This is a genomic window from Rhizobium sp. 01T444, from assembly GCF_056398305.1.
Genome location: NZ_JBFTPD010000004.1, coordinates 1 through 17,380, shown reverse-complemented (window position 1 = coordinate 17,380; position 17,380 = coordinate 1). Strand labels below are relative to the sequence as shown.

16 protein-coding genes and 1 riboswitch are annotated in these 17,380 nt (G+C 60.1%); of the genes, 10 read left to right on the top strand and 6 right to left on the bottom strand.

Going from position 1 to position 17,380, the window contains the following annotated elements; genetic code table 11:
* Position 1: 1 nt before the first annotated feature.
* Genes AC1DTN_RS08480 through AC1DTN_RS08460 form a run of 5 tightly spaced genes read right to left on the bottom strand, consistent with a single transcriptional unit; the run spans position 2 to position 4,251 of the window.
* On the bottom strand, positions 2-652 hold the full coding sequence (locus AC1DTN_RS08480) for an urea amidolyase associated protein UAAP2 (RefSeq protein WP_477920402.1): 651 nt from the start codon (positions 650-652) through the stop codon (positions 2-4).
* A 10-nt stretch (positions 653-662) separates the two neighbouring features.
* Positions 663-1,484: an urea amidolyase associated protein UAAP1 gene (locus tag AC1DTN_RS08475; protein ID WP_477920401.1), complete on the bottom strand. Its 822-nt coding sequence runs from the start codon at positions 1,482-1,484 to the stop codon at positions 663-665.
* Positions 1,481-2,305: an ABC transporter ATP-binding protein gene (locus AC1DTN_RS08470; protein ID WP_477920400.1), complete on the bottom strand. Its 825-nt coding sequence runs from the start codon at positions 2,303-2,305 to the stop codon at positions 1,481-1,483. The genes AC1DTN_RS08475 and AC1DTN_RS08470 overlap by 4 nt, the downstream gene beginning before the upstream one ends.
* Positions 2,302-3,120 carry an ABC transporter permease gene (locus AC1DTN_RS08465; protein WP_477920399.1) on the bottom strand — a complete coding sequence of 273 codons (819 nt, stop codon included), beginning with the start codon at positions 3,118-3,120 and terminating at the stop codon, positions 2,302-2,304. Before AC1DTN_RS08465 ends, AC1DTN_RS08470 begins: the two co-directional genes overlap by 4 nt.
* A 57-nt stretch (positions 3,121-3,177) precedes the next feature.
* Positions 3,178-4,251: a putative urea ABC transporter substrate-binding protein gene (locus tag AC1DTN_RS08460; protein ID WP_477920398.1), complete on the bottom strand. Its 1,074-nt coding sequence runs from the start codon at positions 4,249-4,251 to the stop codon at positions 3,178-3,180.
* Between the two features lie 74 nt (positions 4,252-4,325).
* A riboswitch (guanidine-I (ykkC/yxkD leader) is annotated at positions 4,326-4,438 on the bottom strand.
* A gap of 327 nt (positions 4,439-4,765) precedes the next feature.
* On the opposite strand from AC1DTN_RS08460, the gene AC1DTN_RS08455 reads away from it, so the two are divergent.
* The 9 genes from AC1DTN_RS08455 to AC1DTN_RS08415 all read left to right on the top strand — a co-directional run bounded on the left by AC1DTN_RS08455 (position 4,766) and on the right by AC1DTN_RS08415 (position 16,430).
* Positions 4,766-7,114 (top strand): helix-turn-helix transcriptional regulator, encoded by a 2,349-nt coding sequence (locus tag AC1DTN_RS08455; protein WP_477920397.1) that lies wholly within the window; start codon positions 4,766-4,768, stop codon positions 7,112-7,114.
* A gap of 286 nt (positions 7,115-7,400) precedes the next feature.
* Entirely contained in the window at positions 7,401-8,960 is a 1,560-nt protein-coding gene (locus AC1DTN_RS08450; protein WP_477920396.1) for an ABC transporter substrate-binding protein, read from the top strand.
* Between the two features lie 109 nt (positions 8,961-9,069).
* On the top strand, positions 9,070-10,092 hold the full coding sequence (locus AC1DTN_RS08445; protein ID WP_477920395.1) for an ABC transporter permease: 1,023 nt from the start codon (positions 9,070-9,072) through the stop codon (positions 10,090-10,092).
* Positions 10,092-10,973 carry an ABC transporter permease gene (locus tag AC1DTN_RS08440; protein WP_113319987.1) on the top strand — a complete coding sequence of 294 codons (882 nt, stop codon included), beginning with the start codon at positions 10,092-10,094 and terminating at the stop codon, positions 10,971-10,973. The genes AC1DTN_RS08445 and AC1DTN_RS08440 overlap by 1 nt, the downstream gene beginning before the upstream one ends.
* Complete coding sequence (locus AC1DTN_RS08435) at positions 10,970-11,812, top strand: ABC transporter ATP-binding protein (protein ID WP_439017970.1); 843 nt, start codon at positions 10,970-10,972, stop codon at positions 11,810-11,812. The genes AC1DTN_RS08440 and AC1DTN_RS08435 overlap by 4 nt, the downstream gene beginning before the upstream one ends.
* Positions 11,809-12,693 (top strand): oligopeptide/dipeptide ABC transporter ATP-binding protein, encoded by an 885-nt coding sequence (locus AC1DTN_RS08430; RefSeq protein WP_442206662.1) that lies wholly within the window; start codon positions 11,809-11,811, stop codon positions 12,691-12,693. The genes AC1DTN_RS08435 and AC1DTN_RS08430 overlap by 4 nt, the downstream gene beginning before the upstream one ends.
* Positions 12,694-12,698: 5 nt before the next feature.
* Positions 12,699-14,246, top strand: a complete 1,548-nt coding sequence (locus AC1DTN_RS08425) for a hydantoinase/oxoprolinase N-terminal domain-containing protein (RefSeq protein ID WP_113319984.1) — start codon at positions 12,699-12,701, stop codon at positions 14,244-14,246.
* On the top strand, positions 14,236-15,339 hold the full coding sequence (locus AC1DTN_RS08420; protein ID WP_439017972.1) for a DUF917 domain-containing protein: 1,104 nt from the start codon (positions 14,236-14,238) through the stop codon (positions 15,337-15,339). The genes AC1DTN_RS08425 and AC1DTN_RS08420 overlap by 11 nt, the downstream gene beginning before the upstream one ends.
* 8 nt (positions 15,340-15,347) lie before the next feature.
* Positions 15,348-16,430, top strand: coding sequence for a DUF917 domain-containing protein (locus AC1DTN_RS08415; protein ID WP_113320168.1), 1,083 nt, complete (start codon positions 15,348-15,350; stop codon positions 16,428-16,430).
* A 121-nt stretch (positions 16,431-16,551) separates the two neighbouring features.
* On the opposite strand, the gene AC1DTN_RS08410 is transcribed toward AC1DTN_RS08415, so the two are convergent.
* Positions 16,552-16,869 (bottom strand): hypothetical protein, encoded by a 318-nt coding sequence (locus AC1DTN_RS08410; protein ID WP_477920392.1) that lies wholly within the window; start codon positions 16,867-16,869, stop codon positions 16,552-16,554.
* Positions 16,870-17,196: 327 nt separating this feature from the next.
* Between AC1DTN_RS08410 and AC1DTN_RS08405 the strand changes: the two genes are divergently transcribed.
* Positions 17,197-17,380, top strand: a 184-nt coding sequence (locus AC1DTN_RS08405; protein WP_269833951.1) for a helix-turn-helix domain-containing protein, incomplete at its 3' end; no start/stop codon positions are given.

Below are 17,380 nucleotides of genomic sequence, written 5' to 3'. Positions count from 1 at the left end.
GTCAGTCCTCGCCATCCCAGATCAGCACCCGGATCGGCGTCGGATCGAAACCGTTGCAGGGATTATTGATCTGCGGGCAGTTGGAGATGACGCAGAGCACGTCCATCTCGGCGACGAGTTCTACATAGTCACCCGGCGCGGAAATGCCGTCGACGATCGTCATCTCGCCATTCGGCTTGATCGGCACGTTCATGAAGAAGTTGATGTTCGGCACGATATCGCGCTTGCCCATGCCGTGCTTGCTGACTTCAAGCACGAAATTGTCGCGGCAGGCGTGGAGATATTTCGTGCCATGGCCGAAGCGCACGGTGTTGCTCTCGCAGGAGCAAGCGCCGGCCGAGGTGTCATGGCGGCCGCAACTGTCGGCCGTCATGGTCAGCATGACATTGCCTTCGTTCGACACGATTTTCGTACCGATGCCGATATAGGCGGCACCCTGCATGCGCATCGTATCCTGATTGGAATAGCGCTCGGAGACATCATCGGCACGATAGAAGAGCGTGTCGATCGCCTGCTGGCCGTAGCTGTCCTCGATGCGGATCGTCTGGCCCTTGCGCACGATGCCGGACCACGGTGCTTCGGCCGCGATGAAATGATCCTCGATGGCGGTTTCCGGGCTGCGGGCAGGGGAGGTCTGGATGAAATCGGACATCGGTCTCTCCTCAGGCCTGCATCAGGATGTTGTTTTCGAAACCACGCACGGCTTCGGCAGTTGCCGTGCGGCAAAGATCATCCGTAGCCGGAGCCGCCACCTTGTAGCGGGTGATGACAACAGGCTTCGGTTGGTAGGTCGGATCCGGATCGAGGGGATGCGGGCAATTGGAAAAGCCGACCAGCATGTCCATTTCGGCACGCAACTCGACGTAATCGCCGCTGTTGGAGCGTTTGCCCTGCCAGCAAAAGCCGCCGGCCTCGGCAAGGCGCACCGGCGCGAAGAGATTGAGGATGCCTGGAATATCGCGACGGTCGAGGCCGAGCTTGACCGCAGCGAGGACGAGGTTGTCGCGGGTGTTTCGGGTCTTCTGGCCGTCATATTTCGCTGCGTTCGAGGCGGGCGTCGAGCCACCCATCAGGCAATCATGCGCGCCGGAACTATCCTCGATCATCGAGAACATGACGCGACCCATGTCGGAGAAGATCAAGCGTCCCTTGCCGAGCGCCGTCGTCCACTGGACCTTGGCGGTATCGACGAGATTGATCCGCTCGCTCGTATCATCGGCATTCCAGGCGGCGAGCGCCACGGTGGAATTGCCTTCGGCCTGATCGACGCGGATCGCCTCGCCACGCAAAAGCTTCGTCGACCAGTACCAACCGCCGGGGATGGTCTCCTGGTGGATGACGGTGTTCGCATCGATGGCCGGCGCCGGCAGCGGGCTTGGGCCGGGCAGGGCCTTTGGCGCGAATTCCAGGCCCTTCTTCTGRTGCTCCTCGTAGCGYGCGCGATTGGCGGCGATCTCYTCGGGGGAGCGTCTTAYATGCATCATWGCATCTCTCCTGACGGTGCCAGGTCGTCCCGGCTGTGCCCCRGGGAAGMGACCGGGCCGTCCCGGTCGGGGCTGAAGATCGTTGACTGGCCGGCAAGGCGCGGCGGCCAGATGGAAATGTCCTTTGTAATGGTGGCGCCGTAGCGCTCCTTCTCTTCCGGCCGGTCGCGACGGCGTTCGAAGGCGACGACGCGGCTGGCGAGTGTGAAGGCCTCGCGCATGTCATGGGTAACCATGACGACGGTCATCTGCGTTTCGTGCCAGAGCCGTTTCATCAGCGTGTGAATTTCGGCGCGGATGCCGGGATCGAGCGCGCCGAAGGGCTCGTCGAGCAACAGTACCTTCGGCTTCATGATGAGTGCCTGGGCGAGCGCAAGGCGCTGCTGCATGCCGCCGGAAAGCTGGGCCGGATATTTCCCCTCCGAACCGGCAAGCCCGACCTCGGCGATCAACTGGCGTGCTTCCGCGATGGCGTTGCGACGTGCCGCGCCGAAGAGCTTGGCCTTGTAGCGCGCGGCGGACAACTCCTTGCCGAGCAGCACATTGCCGAGCACGGTCAGATGCGGAAAGACAGAATAGCGCTGGAAGACGACGCCGCGATCCGGTCCCGGCTCCGGCGGCAGCGGCTCGCCGTCGAGCAGGATCTTGCCTTTCGTCGGCCGTTCCTGGCCGAGGAGCATGCGCAGGAAGGTGCTCTTGCCGCAGCCGGAGGGGCCGACAAGGGCGACAAAGGCGCGCGAGGCAACGGTCAGCGACACGTCCTCGAGCACGATCTGGTCGCCATATTCCTTCCAGACCCTTTCGATCTTCAGTTCGCTCATACCTGCTTCTCCAGTTCCGACCAGGGGAAGACGGCAATGCGTAGACGGTCGAGCAAAGTGTTCATCACTACGGCGAGCAGGGTGATCCAGACCACATAGGGAAAGATAATATCCATCGAGAGGTAACGGCGGACGAGGAAGATGCGGTAGCCGAGGCCGGAATCCGAGGAGATCGCCTCGGCCGCAATCAGGAACAGCCAGGCCGGGCCGAGCTGGAGTCTCAGGCAGGTGATCAGCCGCGGCAGGATCTGCGGCAGCACGACGCGCAGGCCGATCTGCCAGGAGGAGCCGCCAAGCGTCTCGGCCTTGACGATCTGTTCGCGAGGCAGTTCCAGCGCCTTCAGTGCCAGGTCGCGGATCATCGTCGGAGCGACGCCAATGACGATGAGGGCGATCTTCGAAGTCTCTCCGAGACCCATAACGATGAAGAGGATTGGCAGAAGCGCCAACGGCGGAACCATGGAGATCACGGCGACAAAGGGGGAAAGCAACGCCCTCAGATAGGGCAGCATGCCGATCAACATGCCAATGGCGAGCGCAATTGCCGTCGAGATGCCAAGGCCGGAGAGCAGGCGGATCAGGCTCGCGCCCGTGTCCGACCAGAGCAGAAATTCGCCGGTACGCTGGTCGGCGATGAAGGCCAGACGGTTGATCGCATCGGCAAAGCCGGCAAGGCTTGGCAGAAGCTTGTCATTGGCATTTTCCGCCAGTCGTGCGGCCGAGCCAAAGGCATAGGCGACAACGAGCAGCACGAAGGGTAGCAGCATCAAGGCAAATTGCGTGCCCCGGCTCGGCCTCGTGTTGATCCAACGCATGGGAAATGCTCCGCTGGTGAAGGGAAGGGGCGCGGCTAAGCCGCGCCGCCATTGCGATCAGAGCGAACCGTCGGCGGCTGCCTTCATGTAGGTCTCGGTGAAGCGCAGCTTCACATTGCCTGTGTCGCCCAGTACCTTGCCATCGGGCATTTCAATGCCGATGACGTCAGCGGACGGCGCGCCATTGCCGAGCAACCCCTTCTCGAAAAGGAAGGTGCGCACCAGATCCATGGTCTTCGGCAGGYCGGGCGAGGCGGTGAAAGCAACGGCATCGGCCGGCTTGTCGAAGAGCTTGGTGGCGGCCAGCTGAGCTTCGAAGCCGGCGAGATCGGTGCCCGAAGCGGAGCCCATGGCCTCGCGGGCCGCCTTGCCTTCGGCAGTATCGGCTCGCAGCAGGGCAGCCGTCTCGTACCAGATGCCGGCGAGCGCCTTGCCGAAATTCGGATTGTCCTTGAGCACGCCGCTATTGGCGACCATCAGGTCGATGATTTCGCCTGGCACCTGCGAGCTGTCAAAAACCTTCTTGGCTGTGGGATCTTCGAGGATGGTCGAGACCAGCGGGTTCCAGGTGACAACGGCGGTGACATCGGCGGTCTTGTAGGCAGCGACCATGTCGGCATCAGACGTGTTGACTACCTTTACGTCGCGCTCCGTCAGCTTGATGCTTTCGAGCGCTCGGGCGAGCAGATAGTGCGAGACGGAGAATTCGACGAGATTGACGTTCTGGCCCTTGATATCGGCAAGGCTCGCCTTGTCCTTCAGGATGACGGCGTCATTGCCATTCGAGAAGTCGCCGACGATGACGGCGGTCGTATCGACGCCGCCGGCGGCCGGGATCGACAGGCCGTCCATGTTGGTCAGCGTCACGGCATCGAAGGCGCCGGCCGTATACTGGTTCATCGACTCCACGTAGTCGTTGAACTGGGTGACATCGATCTTGATGTCGTATTTGTCGGCCCATTTCTTGACGATGCCGTGGTCAGCCGCATAACCCCAGGGCATCCAGCCGACATAGATGGACCAGGCGACCTTGAATTCGGTCTTCTGCTCGGCCTCGGCGATGGAACTGAAACCCAGTGCCAGCGAAGCGGAGAGGGCGGTAATGGAAAGGATCTTCGAAAAAGTCTGCATTGAAATTCCCCTTTTGCTTTTCTTCAAAAGGGATCGGCAATGACCATCGTGCCGCCAATCCCTTGGCTTACGAGGTCTCCCGGGCTTTTGTCCCGCCGTGCACCCGACAGGATTTCTCCCCCGCCGGTAGTAGCTCTCGGACCAGTCGCGCTTTTTTGAAAACGCCGGAACCCTAGCCACCAACTCTGCCCATTTCGATGCAAGCGCTATGCCAGGTCGCGTATGTGTTTGATTTTCAAAGATTGGCATGTGTCGCGCATTATTCAGCGCTGTGAAAGTGCATACTGATGCCTATCTGATGAGCAAATCGCGAAATGGCGTAGATAAAACGCACAAGATTTGTGCGGCCGCAAAATACCGGCTAAGTTAGGAAGTGGTCGGTTTCTGCAGCAAAGTGACCAGCACGTAGATCGTCAAAATACTCCTGAGAAAGAGGTAGTTCATTCGGTACCTCACTGCTGCTATGACATGCGTGAAGCGGGTTGATGAACGCATGTTCACCCCAGAGAATTGAGTGCAGCATTTGGTCCACAGACCTCGAGTCTTCGATGCTCTTCTGGCGCGCCGCGAGCCGATCGTCGTTCTCGATGCGCCCGCCGGCATGGGCAAGACGTTGGCTCTGAATGAGATTGCCGCTCATTTCGGCGCCGAGATTCACGGCGATGAAACGGCACCCGCATGGCGACCTGATCAGGTCTGCATCTGGGATATCCCACCCCATGGCAAGCCGGCCGCCTTACCTGAAGCCTTTCTGTCGGCTCGGGCGCGGATTTTTATCGCAAAGCGCCCCGATACGCTGCTGCCAGGCCTCTCGCGGGCTATCGCCTATGGTCAGGCCTATGTCGTGGACCAAGCTTTTCTGCTCATCGACCAGCACGAAGCGACAGAGATTTTTGCCGAGGGCGTGGCTGATATCATGCACGCATCAGGCGGGTGGCCCCTGATTGCATTCAATCCGACATTGAGCGCTGAACGCTTGAGCGCATTCCTCGAAAGCGAGCTTCTTCAATCCGCGCCACCCGAAGTCCTTGTCGATCTCCGCATCGTTCTGGATACGGGCAAAGGGGATTTTCGCGAACAATCCCATTTCCTTCCCCTCGTCGCGGAGAACGGCCTGCGCGTAAAGGCGATCGCCAGCGAGATCGATCGTGCGCTCGATGCCGTGATAGCGGAGCGGATCAAGGTGCTGGCAGACGCCAAGGCGATTGCGGACAGTTTTGCAGCCCATGGCCATCCGATACGAGCGATCGAGATATTCCAGCGCATTGGCCTATACGACAACGCGCTCAAGGTCTTCACCGAGGCGAAAGGCATCTTCCTCCTCTATTTCCATGGACCGGAAGCCTATGATCGAATTCTCGCCGGTTTTCCGCGAAGCTACGCGCTGCAAAGCGAAGTCCTGGTGCTTGCACTCGCACTGCAGGCATTGAAACTCGGGGATGTGTCGCGTGCGCGTCGACTGCTTGCCGACCGTTTCGGCGATCTGGCCAACGATCCGGAGGCAGTCTTTGCCCAGAATGCCGTGTTTTCTCGGGAATTCAGGGCATTCCGGCTGCTGATGCTCATCTATGAAGACTATTTCTTCTCCGAAAAGCTCCTGGAAACCTGCTTCGCGCTCGTTGCCGAATTCCCGCTCGACGACCATCTTTTTCGCGGCAGCTTCTACAATTCCGTGCTCGAATTCTACATCCGAAACCGGCGTTTTGCGGAGGCAGAGGAAGTGGCGCAACGTGCAATGCACCATTACGAGCGCGCCAATGCCCCGATGCTCTGCTTTTATGTCAGCCTCCATCAGGCGCTGATCCGTCTCTTGATGGGTGATGCGCTGGCGGCCCGCAAACATTCGCTCCGGGCTGCGGAAAGTCTTCGCGAGCTTCCATTCGAAAGCCGAAATGATCAGCGTCTTCAATTGCTCCTTGAGGCCTGCGTCGAATACGAGACCGGACGGGCTGAACCGCTTGCGCGGTTTCTCAGCCTCGAGATCGACGATTTCTCCCATAGCGAGATCTGGCCAAGCCTGCTGGAATTTGCGTTACACTACGGCAGCCAGGCACTTGGAGACCATTTCTCGACGATCGCGGCGCGCAGCTTTCTCGACCGTTGGCGAGTTTATCAGGTGTCCAACCGCCAGTTCCAGGCGATGATCGAAATCCGCGAAGCGGCCATCCTGCAGAATGCAAATCGCTGGCAGGAGGCGTCGCAATGCCTTGCAGCAATCACGTCGCGCGTCGACCGGAACCGGGTGGTGAGCAATGACGGAGAGCTTGTCCATCTGCATGATCGCGACGAGATCGCGCTCGCGCTCGCATGGCTGCGTCAGATAACGTACGAGCAGCCTGCACGCCCTGGACTTGACGATCTGATCGAGGGCATTATCGGCAATCTGCATCTGACTGACCGCCAGCGTCTGAGTGGGCAGATTTGGCTCGCCTATATTGCCAAGCGCCAGCGCAATCTGACGCGTGCCCGTGCCATCCTGCAGAAGATCTTTGAGGATTGCGCCCGGCTTGGCGCAATCGCCCCGCTTTCGGAAGAACGCGTTTTTCTGGAGGAACTGATCGACAATCAGCGCATTGGCGGCTTTCTGGCGACATCGCTGCCTATCAAGCAGATCATCCGCAAGCTGCGCGACAGCGGCAGGTTATCGAGCCGCTCTGCAGGCGGACGCAATGACCTGTCCCGGCGCGAGAGCAAGATCCTGCTGATGATTTCGGAAGGCGCCGCCAACAAGTTCATTGCCAGCACCCTCGGCCTCAGCGAGGCGACAGTCAAATTCCATCTTGGCAATGTCTATCGCAAGCTCGGCTGCCGCAACCGGCAGGAGGCGATCAGCGCGGCAAGGGCGCTCGGTTTTGTCAGCTGATTCAGAATCCGGGCGAGATCGGCGTCTCCACGGACACAAAACCTAGACCATTTAAACAAAAACCTAGACCCGTCATCTGTTGAGCAGGTTGCTTTGCATATGCGATCTTCTTCTCAGACCTCCTCTGGCGGACAATCGGATGGGTCAGCGATGGGAATGCGGCAAACCGGTAACCCAAGTGTCGGATGCTCCTCCCGAGCAGACCGTACGGTTCAGTGCCGGGTGGAAGGCGGTCCAACAAAAGCGATCAAAATGGTCGCAGGGAACTTTTGAACCGGGAGATATCATGAGCAGATTACAGCTGATTGCTTCTACCGCTATGGCCGTGCTTGCCGCCGGCTTTGCGGGCTCGGCCGCGGCCAAAACAACCGTGACCATGAATACCGTTCAGATCTTCGGTACGATTGATCCCGCCAAGATCTCTGACTACACCGACTATATGGCTGCCGTGAACCTCTACGACGGTCTGGTGACCGTCGATTCCAGCGGCAACCTGCAGCCTGAGCTTGCCGAGAGCTGGACGGTCTCGCCGGATGCTAAGGAAGTGACCTTCAAACTGCGTTCCGACGCGCATTTCAGCGATGGTTCGCCCGTCGAGGCCGCAGACGTCGTCTATTCCTTCGAACGGCTTTTGAAGATCAATCTCGGGCCGGCCAACCTCTTCGCAGACGTGCTGAAGCCGGGTTCGGTTGTGGCCGTTGATCCGCATACCGTTAAATTCACCCTCTCGAAAGCCTTCGCACCGTTCCTCAGCACGGTCCCGGCCGTCTTCATCGTCAATGCCGATGTGGTCAAGGCCAATGCCGGCAGTGATGACGGCCAGACCTATCTTTCAACGAAGACCGCCGGTGCTGGCCCGTACACGCTGAAGGACTGGGACCGCGGCGCGTCAATGACGATCGAACGCGATCCCAAATACTACAAGGGCTTTAATGACGGCCCGATCGACGAAGTGCGTTGGATCATCACCAATGACGAGGCGACCGTCCGCTCGCTTGCAGCCTCTGGCGAACTCACGATGAGCAGCCAATACCAGGCGCCCGATACCTACAAGGCGCTGCAGGAGATGGGCCGCTTCAACATCGTCAGCGAAGATACGACGATCGGCTTCTACCTGAAGCTCAATACTAAGGTACCGCCGACCGACGATATCCATATTCGCCGTGCACTTGCCTATGCAACCGACTACGACACGATCCGCAGCGTCATCGTGCCGGGCGGTCAGTTGAATGGTCCGCTGCCTTCAGGTTTTGCCGACTATTATGCGAGCGACCTGCCGGCACCGAAATACGATCTCGAGGCTGCCAAGGCGGAAATTGCCCAGTCGAAATATGCCGGCGGCGAGATACCGATCACGCTCGGCTATGTTGCCGGCACCAAGTTCGAGGAAGAGCTCAGCCTGCTGATGCAGTCGAACCTCGAACAGCTCGGCTTCAAGGTGACACAGCAGGCCGATCCGTGGAACCGAGTGACGGAAATTGCCGGCAAGGTCGAAACGACGCCAAACGTCAACCAGATCTTTTTCGGCCCGACCTATCCTTCGCCGGATTCCATGTTCTTCACGCAATATCATTCGAAAGCGGCCGGCACCTGGGCTTCAGCCGAATGGCTGCAGGATCCGGCGATCGATGCCCTGATCGATCAGGCTCGCGAAACGCCCGACAAGGCCAAGCAGGCCGAGATCTACAAGGAATTGCAGCACAAGATCGTCGATCTGCAGCCGGATGTCTTCCTGGAAACGCAGACGGTACAGCATGCCATGGACAAGTGCCTGGAAGGCTTCCATGCCGTGCCGATGCAGTCCTTTGACTACAAGTTCACCCGTTACCRCTGGACCTGCAAGTAACGGCTGAGCGCGTTTCGGGCAGCGTCACCCTCATGACGAACTGCCCGGAAAGGACGGCTCGAAAGGGCCGTCCACATCCTCCATCATGAGTTGAAACAGGGCTGGAACATTGGAATTCCTCCTCTTCCTGGTCAGGCGCGCTTTGTGGTCGCTGCTTGTTCTTTTCGGACTGTCGGTGGTGATCTTCACGATCGCTCGCGGCATGCCGGGGGATCCGGTGCGACTGGCGCTCGGGCCTCGGGCCAGCAATGAGCAGGTCGAGCAATTTCGCCAGACACTCGGCTTCGACAAGCCGCTGATCCAGCAATACGGGATCTATGTATCCGGGCTCGTCGGCGGCGATCTCGGCCTGTCGCTTCTGACCAAGCGCCCGGTCAGCGACGATATTCGCGAGACTTTTGCTGCGACCTTCGAGCTGGTGCTCGCCACGATCACCATCGCCTTCCTGTTCGGTGTTCCGTTGGGTGTCGCTGCAGCGCGCTGGAAGGACAAATGGCCAGATAATTTGGTGCGGCTGATTGCGATCTTTTCCGCCGTAACGCCGAGCTTCTTCCTTGCGCTCGTATTGCAGATCCTTGCCGGCTATGTGCTGCATATCCTGCCGACGACCGGGCGCCTGCCACCGGGCATGGTCTTCAGCGCCGATATTACCGGTCTCGTCACGCTCGATTCCCTGCTGCACGGACGGCTGGACGTTTTCGGCGAGGGCCTGCGCTATCTCCTTCTTCCCTCGCTTGCGCTCTCTGCGGCGACCATGGGCCAGATAGCACGCATCACGCGCTCCTCGATGATCGACGTTTCCAGCCAGGATTATATCGAGGCGAGCCGAGCCTTCGGCATTCCCGAGCGCGTGCGGGTCTTCAAATATATGTTGCGGCCGAGTTTCGTTCCGCCTCTCACCATTTCCGGCCTCGAATTCGCATCGCTGATCGGCAACGCCTTCGTCGTCGAACTCGTCTTCGCCTGGCCCGGCATGGCCGCCTATGGCGTGCGCACCATCATGCAGAAGGACCTGAACGCAGTCATGGGCGTGGTGATCGTCTCCGGCGTCTTCTTCGTCATCGTCAATCTCGTCATCGATGTGCTGGTCGGCATTGTCGATCCGCGCATTCGTATCCGGGGGAGGCGCTGATGTCCGATACGCCTGTTATCGAGGTCGAACGCCTCTCGAATGCCTATCAGAACTGGTATCGCTTCTCGCGCAATCCGACCGCCGTCATCGGTGCAGCGATCGTCATCATCTGCGTGCTCGCCGCGATCCTCGCGCCATGGATCACGCCGCATCCCGAACATGTCGGTGCTGCCGTCAATTTTCGCGCCCGCCATCTGCCGCCATCAGGCGACTTCTGGTTCGGCACGGACAATGTCGGCCGCGATATCTTCAGCCGCGTGATCTTCGGCATGCGTATCTCCTTGCTTCTGGCGCTGGTCGTGCTCGGCACGGCCGTTCCGATCGGCACCATCCTCGGCATTCTCGCCGGCTATTTTGGAGGCTGGGTCGAGGTGCTGATCATGCGCGTGACGGATATCGCGCTCGCCATCCCGCCGCTCGTCATGGCGCTCGCCGTCGCCGCGGTGCTGTCGCCAAACCTCATCAATTCGCTGCTTGCCATATCGGCGCTCTGGTGGACATGGCACACACGACTGATCTATTCGATCACCAAGCAGATCCGCGCCCAGGAATTCATCGAGGCGGCGGAGACACTCGGTGCGAGCAAGTTCCATATCCTCTTCCGCGAGATCCTGCCGAACTGCGTCTCGGCAATCGCCGTGAAGACCTCGCTCGATTGCGGCTTCGTCATCCTCGTCGGCGCCTCGCTCTCCTTCCTGGGCCTTGGCATCCAGCCGCCGACGCCGGATCTCGGCACGATGGTTGCCCAAGGCGCCGCCTTCCTGCCGGATTACTGGTGGGAATCGGTTCTGCCTGGCTCCGCCATTCTTTTCGTCGCGCTGGGCTTCAACCTCCTGGGTGATGGCCTGCGAGACCTCTTCGACGTCCAGGAGGTCCGATGAGTTTCCCTCTCCTGCGTGTCAGCAATCTCTCGGTCGAGTTCTCCACCTATGGCCGCACCAGCCGCGTGCTGCACGGCGTCAGCCTCGACGTCCCGGCCCGATCGCAGGTTGCCCTTGTCGGTGAAAGCGGCTCCGGCAAGACGGTGACGATGAAGGCGATCATGGGCCTGCTACGCCAGCCACCCGCCCGCATCACATCCGGCGAGATCTATTATGATGGCGCCGATCTGCTCACCATGCCCGAGAAGGACCGGCTGCGGCTGCGCGGTACCGCCATGTCCATGGTGTTCCAGGACCCGATGAGTTCGCTCAATCCGGTCTTCACCGTTGGCGACCAGATGGGCACGATCCTGAAATATGCGGATAAGCGTCTCGGCCGCTCGCGCTCGCGCAGGGAGCGCATGGTGCGTGTCCATCAGGTGCTCGAACAGGTTCGCATGCGCGATCCCGAGCGCGTTACGCAGGCCTTCCCGATCATGCTGTCAGGCGGCATGCGCCAGCGCGTGCTGATCGCCATGGCGCTCTTGAGTGAACCGCAGCTTTTGATCGCCGATGAACCGGGCACCGCGCTGGACGTCACCACGCAGGCGCAAATCCTGAAGCTGCTGAAGGATCTTGTTGAAGAGCGCGGTCTGGCGCTGCTGATGATCACCCACAATCTCGGCGTTGTGCGCGAGACCTCGAACTATGTCTATGTCATGAACAAGGGCGCCATTGTCGAACACGGCGAGACCGCCGGTATCTTCGACAATCCGCGCGATCCCTATACCCGCAGCCTGATCGATGCCGTTCCGCGGCTGACGGGTGGCACGCGCTCTAGCGGGGAGGTCACCGCATGAGCACGCCGATGCTTGAGATCCGCAATCTTGCGAAATCCTTTCCCGTTCGCAATGCCTTCGGCCGCCAGATCGGCGAGGTGAGGGCGGTTGACGACGTTTCCTTCTCGATCGAGAAGGGGAAGGTCTACGGCCTCGCCGGCGAAAGCGGCTCCGGCAAGTCGACCATCGCCCGCATGATCATGGGGCTCGAAAAACCGGATGCCGGCGAAATCCTGATTGACGGCGAAGGCCTTGCGAAAACGAGACGTCACCATTCGCGGCATGTGCAGATGGTCTTCCAGAATCCAGGCTCCTCGCTCAATCCGCGTCGTACCGTCGGCCAGTCCGTCGCCGTGCCGCTCGATGCGCACGGCTTTTCCGGCAACAGGCGCCAGCGCATTTCCGAACTCCTGGAGATGGTGCAACTGCCGGCGAATTTCGCCGAGCGTTATCCGCATGAGCTTTCCGGTGGCCAAAAACAGCGCGTGGCAATTGCGCGGGCACTCGCCGTCGAGCCGAAACTGCTGGTGCTCGACGAACCGACCTCGGCGCTCGACGTGTCGGTGCAGGCGCGGGTCATCGATCTTCTGACCGATCTCGCGGGGCGTATGGACCTCACCTATCTCTTCATTTCCCACGATCTCAGCCTGATGCGTAATTTCGCCGGCAATGTCGGTGTGCTCTATCGTGGCCAGATCGTCGAAACGGGGGCGGTATCCTCCGTCTTCGAAAACCCATCCCACGATTATACCCGGCTTCTCCTCGCCTCCGTTCCCGTCATTTCGAAGGAGGAGGAGGCGATGCGCCCGAAAATTCCATTGATCGACGGGGAGATCCCGACAGCCGAGAAATTGCTGGCGCTCAGGGAAGTCGATCAACAAGCAAGTCACCAACGAGGTTAGGACTGATGATCAGAATTGGTATTGACGTCGGCGGCACCAATACGGACGCCGTCATCATGAATGGACCGGACGTGATTGCCGGCGTGAAGTCAGCGACAACAGCAGATGTCATGAGCGGTGTCGTCAACGCGCTGCGTGACGTGCTCGCAGCCTCAGGGATGGAGGCATCCGCGGTCGACTTCGTCATGATCGGCACGACACATTTCACCAACGCTGTCGTTCAGCGTCGTGATCTCGCCCAGACGGCTGCCGTGCGGCTTGGCCTGCCGGCCACCGCCTCGCTGCCCCCGATGGTCGACTGGCCGGAGGATCTGAAGCAGGCAATCGGCAATCATGCCTATCTCGCTCATGGCGGCAATGAATTCGACGGCCGGGTGATCTCACCGCTCGACGAGGAAGAACTGCTGAAGATCGCCGCCGACATCAAGGCGAAGGGCATCGACACGATCGCCATCACGTCCGTCTTCTCGCCTGTGAGCACTGACTTTGAAAAGCGCGCTGGCGAGATCTTCGAAAAGGCACTTCCAGGCGCTCATATTACGCTGTCCAGCGAGATCGGCCGCATCGGCCTGCTCGAACGCGAGAATGCGGCAATCATGAACGCCTGCCTGCGCGATCTCTCGGCCCATGTAATCGATGCCTTCCGCAAGGCGATCGCGGAGACCGGCATCAAGGGCAAGTTCTTCCTGACGCAGAATGACGGCACGCTGATGGATGCCGCCTTCGCCGAGAAATTCCCAGTCCTGACCTTCGCCTCGGGTCCCACCAATTCCATGCGCGGTGCGGCCTTCCTCTCGGGTGTCAGCGATGCAATCGTCGTCGATATCGGCGGCACGACATCGGATGTCGGCTCTCTGTATAAAGGTTTCCCACGGCAGGCCACGGTCGCCGTCGAAGTGGGTGGCGTGCGCACCAATTTCCGCATGCCCGACGTCTTCTCGATCGGCCTTGGCGGCGGTTCGCATGTCGTCGAAACGGAGAACGGCATCAAGGTCGGTCCCGTGTCGGTCGGCTACCGTATTCAGACGGAAGCGCTCATCTTCGGCGGAAAGACGCTGACGACGACCGATATCACCGTTGCTGCCGGCAACGCGACACTCGGCGATCCTGCCAAGGCTTCCCATCTTCCGGCCGATCTGCTGCAGCGCGTACAGCAAAAGATCCACGACATGCTCGAGGATTGCGTGGAGCGCTCCCGCCTGTCTCCCGATCCCTTGCCTGTCATTGTCGTCGGCGGTGGCTCCATCCTCGTCAATCGGCCGATTGCAGGACTCGAAGTGATCAAACCATCGCATTTCGGCGTCGCCAACGCCGTCGGCGCGGCGATCGCGCAGGTCTCGGGTGAAGTCGACCGGGTCTATGCACTCGCCGAAATGGGGCGCGAGAAATCACTCGAAGATGCCAAGAGCCGTGCCATCGAAGCAGCGGTTGCGGCAGGCGCTGCACGCGACTCCATCGAGATCGTTGATGTCGAGGATGTGCCGCTCGCTTATCTGCCGGGCAATGCTACCCGCATCCGCGTCAAGGCTGTGGGAGAGCTCAATGCCCGCTGAAGGTTACCTGCTTAGGGAAGAGGACCTGTTGCCGCTGTCGATCGGTGCAGCGCTGCTCGGGACCGGCGGTGGCGGCAACCCCTATATCGGCATGCTGCGCGCCCGCGAATTGATACGCAAAGGCGCACAGGTGCGGGTGATACCGCTGGAGGCGCTTGCAGAGGACAGCTGGGTCGCTGAGGTCGGCGGCATCGGCGCGCCCGTTGTCGGTGTCGAGAAGATCGAGGAAGGCGGCGAATGCTATCGCGCGATGCGCGCGGTCGAGGAGACCGCGGGTGTCAAGGTTTCGGCAGTGATTTCCGCCGAAATCGGCGGCGCCAATTCCATCGAACCGATCATTGCCGCCGCGATGGCCGGACTGCCGGTCGTCGATGGTGATGGCATGGGTCGCGCCTTCCCCGAGGTGCAGATGACGACTTACATGATCTACGGCGCACCGGTCTCGCCGGCGGCTATCGCCGATGAGAAGGGCAATGTCGTCGTTTTCAAGGACGTCATCGACATGTTCTGGCTCGAGCGTTTCGCCCGCGACACGGCTGTCGCCATGGGGGCAGGGGCCGGCTTCGCCACCGCGCCGATGCGTGGCGACTTCGTCCGCCGCACCGCCATCCCCGGCACGGTCAGCCAGGCACTGGAAATCGGCCGCACGGTGCTCGATGCCCGCGCCAAGCGTCAGAATGTCGTCGAGCGTGTGATTGAAAGCGCCGGCGCCAAGCTCTTCTTCACCGGCAAGATCGTCGATATCCGCCGCGAACTGAAGGGCGGCTTTGCGCGCGGCCATGCCATCATTACTGGGACCGGCGACTGGACGGGTTCGGAAGCCCGCATCGCCATCCAGAACGAGAACCTCGTGCTCTGGATCGACGAGAAGCCGGTCATCATGGTGCCCGACCTGATCATGAATCTCGAAATCGACACCGGTGAGCCGATCACCACGGAGATGCTGCGCTATGGCCAGCGCGTCGCCGTCATCGGCCTGCCGGTGCACGATTTGATGAAAACGCCGCGCGCACTCGAAATCGTCGGGCCGAAAGCCTTCGGTTTTCCGGAGCTGACATTCGAGCCGCTCGTTACGCGCCAGACTGCGCGATAGGGGGAATGATGAAGACGTTGAGAACGATCCATGCAGAGGATCTCGAAGACATCGCGATCGGCGGCGCCATTCTCGGCACGGGTGGCGGCGGCGATCCCTATGTCGGCAAGCTGATGGCGCAGGAAGCGATCCGCAAGCATGGCCCCGTAAAGCTTGTCGATGTCGACGAACTGCCGGACGACGCGCTGGTCGTGCCCGTCTGCATGATGGGCGCTCCGACCGTCATGACCGAAAAGCTGCCCCAGGGCGACGAACTGATGAATGCCTTCCGTCAGCTCGAGAAAGTGCTGGGGCGAAAGATCGACGCGGTGCTTTGCGGCGAGGCAGGTGGGATCAATTCGACCACGCCTTTCGTTGTCGCCGCAGCAAGCGGCCTGCCGCTCGTCGATGGTGACGGCATGGGGCGTGCCTATCCCGAGCTGCAGATGGAGACCTTTACGCTGCACGGCGTCTCGGCAACGCCGATGGTGCTTTGCGACGACAAGGGCAATTCACTGGTTCTGGAAACAGTGAGCAACGGCTGGACGGAACGTCTGGCGCGCGCCGCAACTGTCGAAATGGGCGGTTCTGCCTTGCTCGCCTTCTATCCGATGAGCGGAGAGGTGGCCAAGAAGGCGGTTGTGCGCGGGACGCTGTCGCTATGCGTCAATCTTGGCCGCACACTGCGGGAAACCCGAACAGCACATGCCGATCCCGTGGCTGCCATCACCAGGTTGCTCGGCGCGAGCATCATCTTCCACGGCCGCGTCAAGGATGTCGATCGCCGCACCATCGGTGGCTTTGCCCGGGGCAGTGCGCGTTTCGACGGTCTCGACGATTGGAAAGGCCACGGCTTCAGGCTGGATTTCCAGAACGAATTCCTGATGGCTGAGCGGGATGGCAAGATAATTTGCACGACGCCCGATCTCATCACGCTGCTGGAGGCTGAGACGGGGGCTCCCGTGACCGCAGACTCCTTGCGGTATGGATTGCGCCTCGTGGCGCTCGCCTTCCCGTGTAACCCGCAATGGCAGACACCGGCCGGGATCGCCTTGGTGGGGCCGCGCTACTTCGGTTACGATACGGATTACAAGCCTTACGCGTTCACCTAGGTGTGGGACGGTTTGCAGTGATGGTTCGAGTGCTCAGCGCGGCTTTGTATGCGCTGAGCGCCGAAGTTGTGGCGCTTTCCGCATGACTGCCCAGCTTTAACTGTATGGTCTGTCCGGCACTCTAGGGAATGTCTCTCGACTCCAGTTCCGGGCAGCTTGACTCGTTTCCGAAGGTGATCTCCTTGCGATCCCCGTTAACGGTCAGCCCTCTGAAGGTCAGCACGTTCTCGTCGCGATAGACGATCTCGCTGCGGTAAATGCCGGCGCGTATTGCTCTGTTCCTAGCCCGACTGACGTTGCACTGCCCGATTGGCGGCGTCACATGCCAATTGGATGTGCCTTGCGTGTCGGTCTGCCAGCCGCCCGCGGAAGCAAGCGTCGAACTGGCGAGCAGTGCAAATGCTGAAAGTACAAGTTGGGACGACAATCGAGATTTCACGATGTTACTCCGAGGCAATTCCGCTATCGATGCCTCCGCTATTATCTGAAGTTGCTCAATAGATCATCCGACATCGTCCTGATCGGCTTTGAACTTCTCGGGGAATGGTGAACAACCACTCTAACAACACGCTTCCTTTTTAGCTCGGGTTCATCCGTTGTCGACTTATGTTGCCGCTTCGCGGTAGCGGGTTTGGGAGTCTGAGGTTCGGGCTATGGTTTTGGTTCCATAATATCTATTATGCGATCCTTATGTGCTGCCAGGTACATTCTATTTCCAAGTGCGACATGCCAGTAATTTCAATGGCTTCACTTTGGAGATTTTGGCATGTCGCTTTGCTATCAGCAGTTCACCCTCGCCGATCGTCGCCGTCTTTATCACCTCAGAGAGCGAAAGGTGCCAGTTGGCGAGATCGCCCGCCAGCTCGGACGTCATCGCTCAACGATCTATCGTGAGCTCAAGCGCAACACTTTCCACGATCGCGAGTTTCCCGAGTACACCGGCTACTTTG

Coding starts and splice junctions, on each gene's coding strand:
- AC1DTN_RS08480 (WP_477920402.1), bottom strand. CDS start 652: ATGTCCGATTTCATCCAGACCTCCCCTGCCCGCAGCCCGGAAACCGCC.
- AC1DTN_RS08465 (WP_477920399.1), bottom strand. CDS start 3,120: ATGCGTTGGATCAACACGAGGCCGAGCCGGGGCACGCAATTTGCCTTG.
- AC1DTN_RS08440 (WP_113319987.1), top strand. CDS start 10,092: ATGTCCGATACGCCTGTTATCGAGGTCGAACGCCTCTCGAATGCCTAT.
- AC1DTN_RS08435 (WP_439017970.1), top strand. CDS start 10,970: ATGAGTTTCCCTCTCCTGCGTGTCAGCAATCTCTCGGTCGAGTTCTCC.
- AC1DTN_RS08430 (WP_442206662.1), top strand. CDS start 11,809: ATGAGCACGCCGATGCTTGAGATCCGCAATCTTGCGAAATCCTTTCCC.
- AC1DTN_RS08425 (WP_113319984.1), top strand. CDS start 12,699: ATGATCAGAATTGGTATTGACGTCGGCGGCACCAATACGGACGCCGTC.
- AC1DTN_RS08420 (WP_439017972.1), top strand. CDS start 14,236: ATGCCCGCTGAAGGTTACCTGCTTAGGGAAGAGGACCTGTTGCCGCTG.
- AC1DTN_RS08415 (WP_113320168.1), top strand. CDS start 15,348: ATGAAGACGTTGAGAACGATCCATGCAGAGGATCTCGAAGACATCGCG.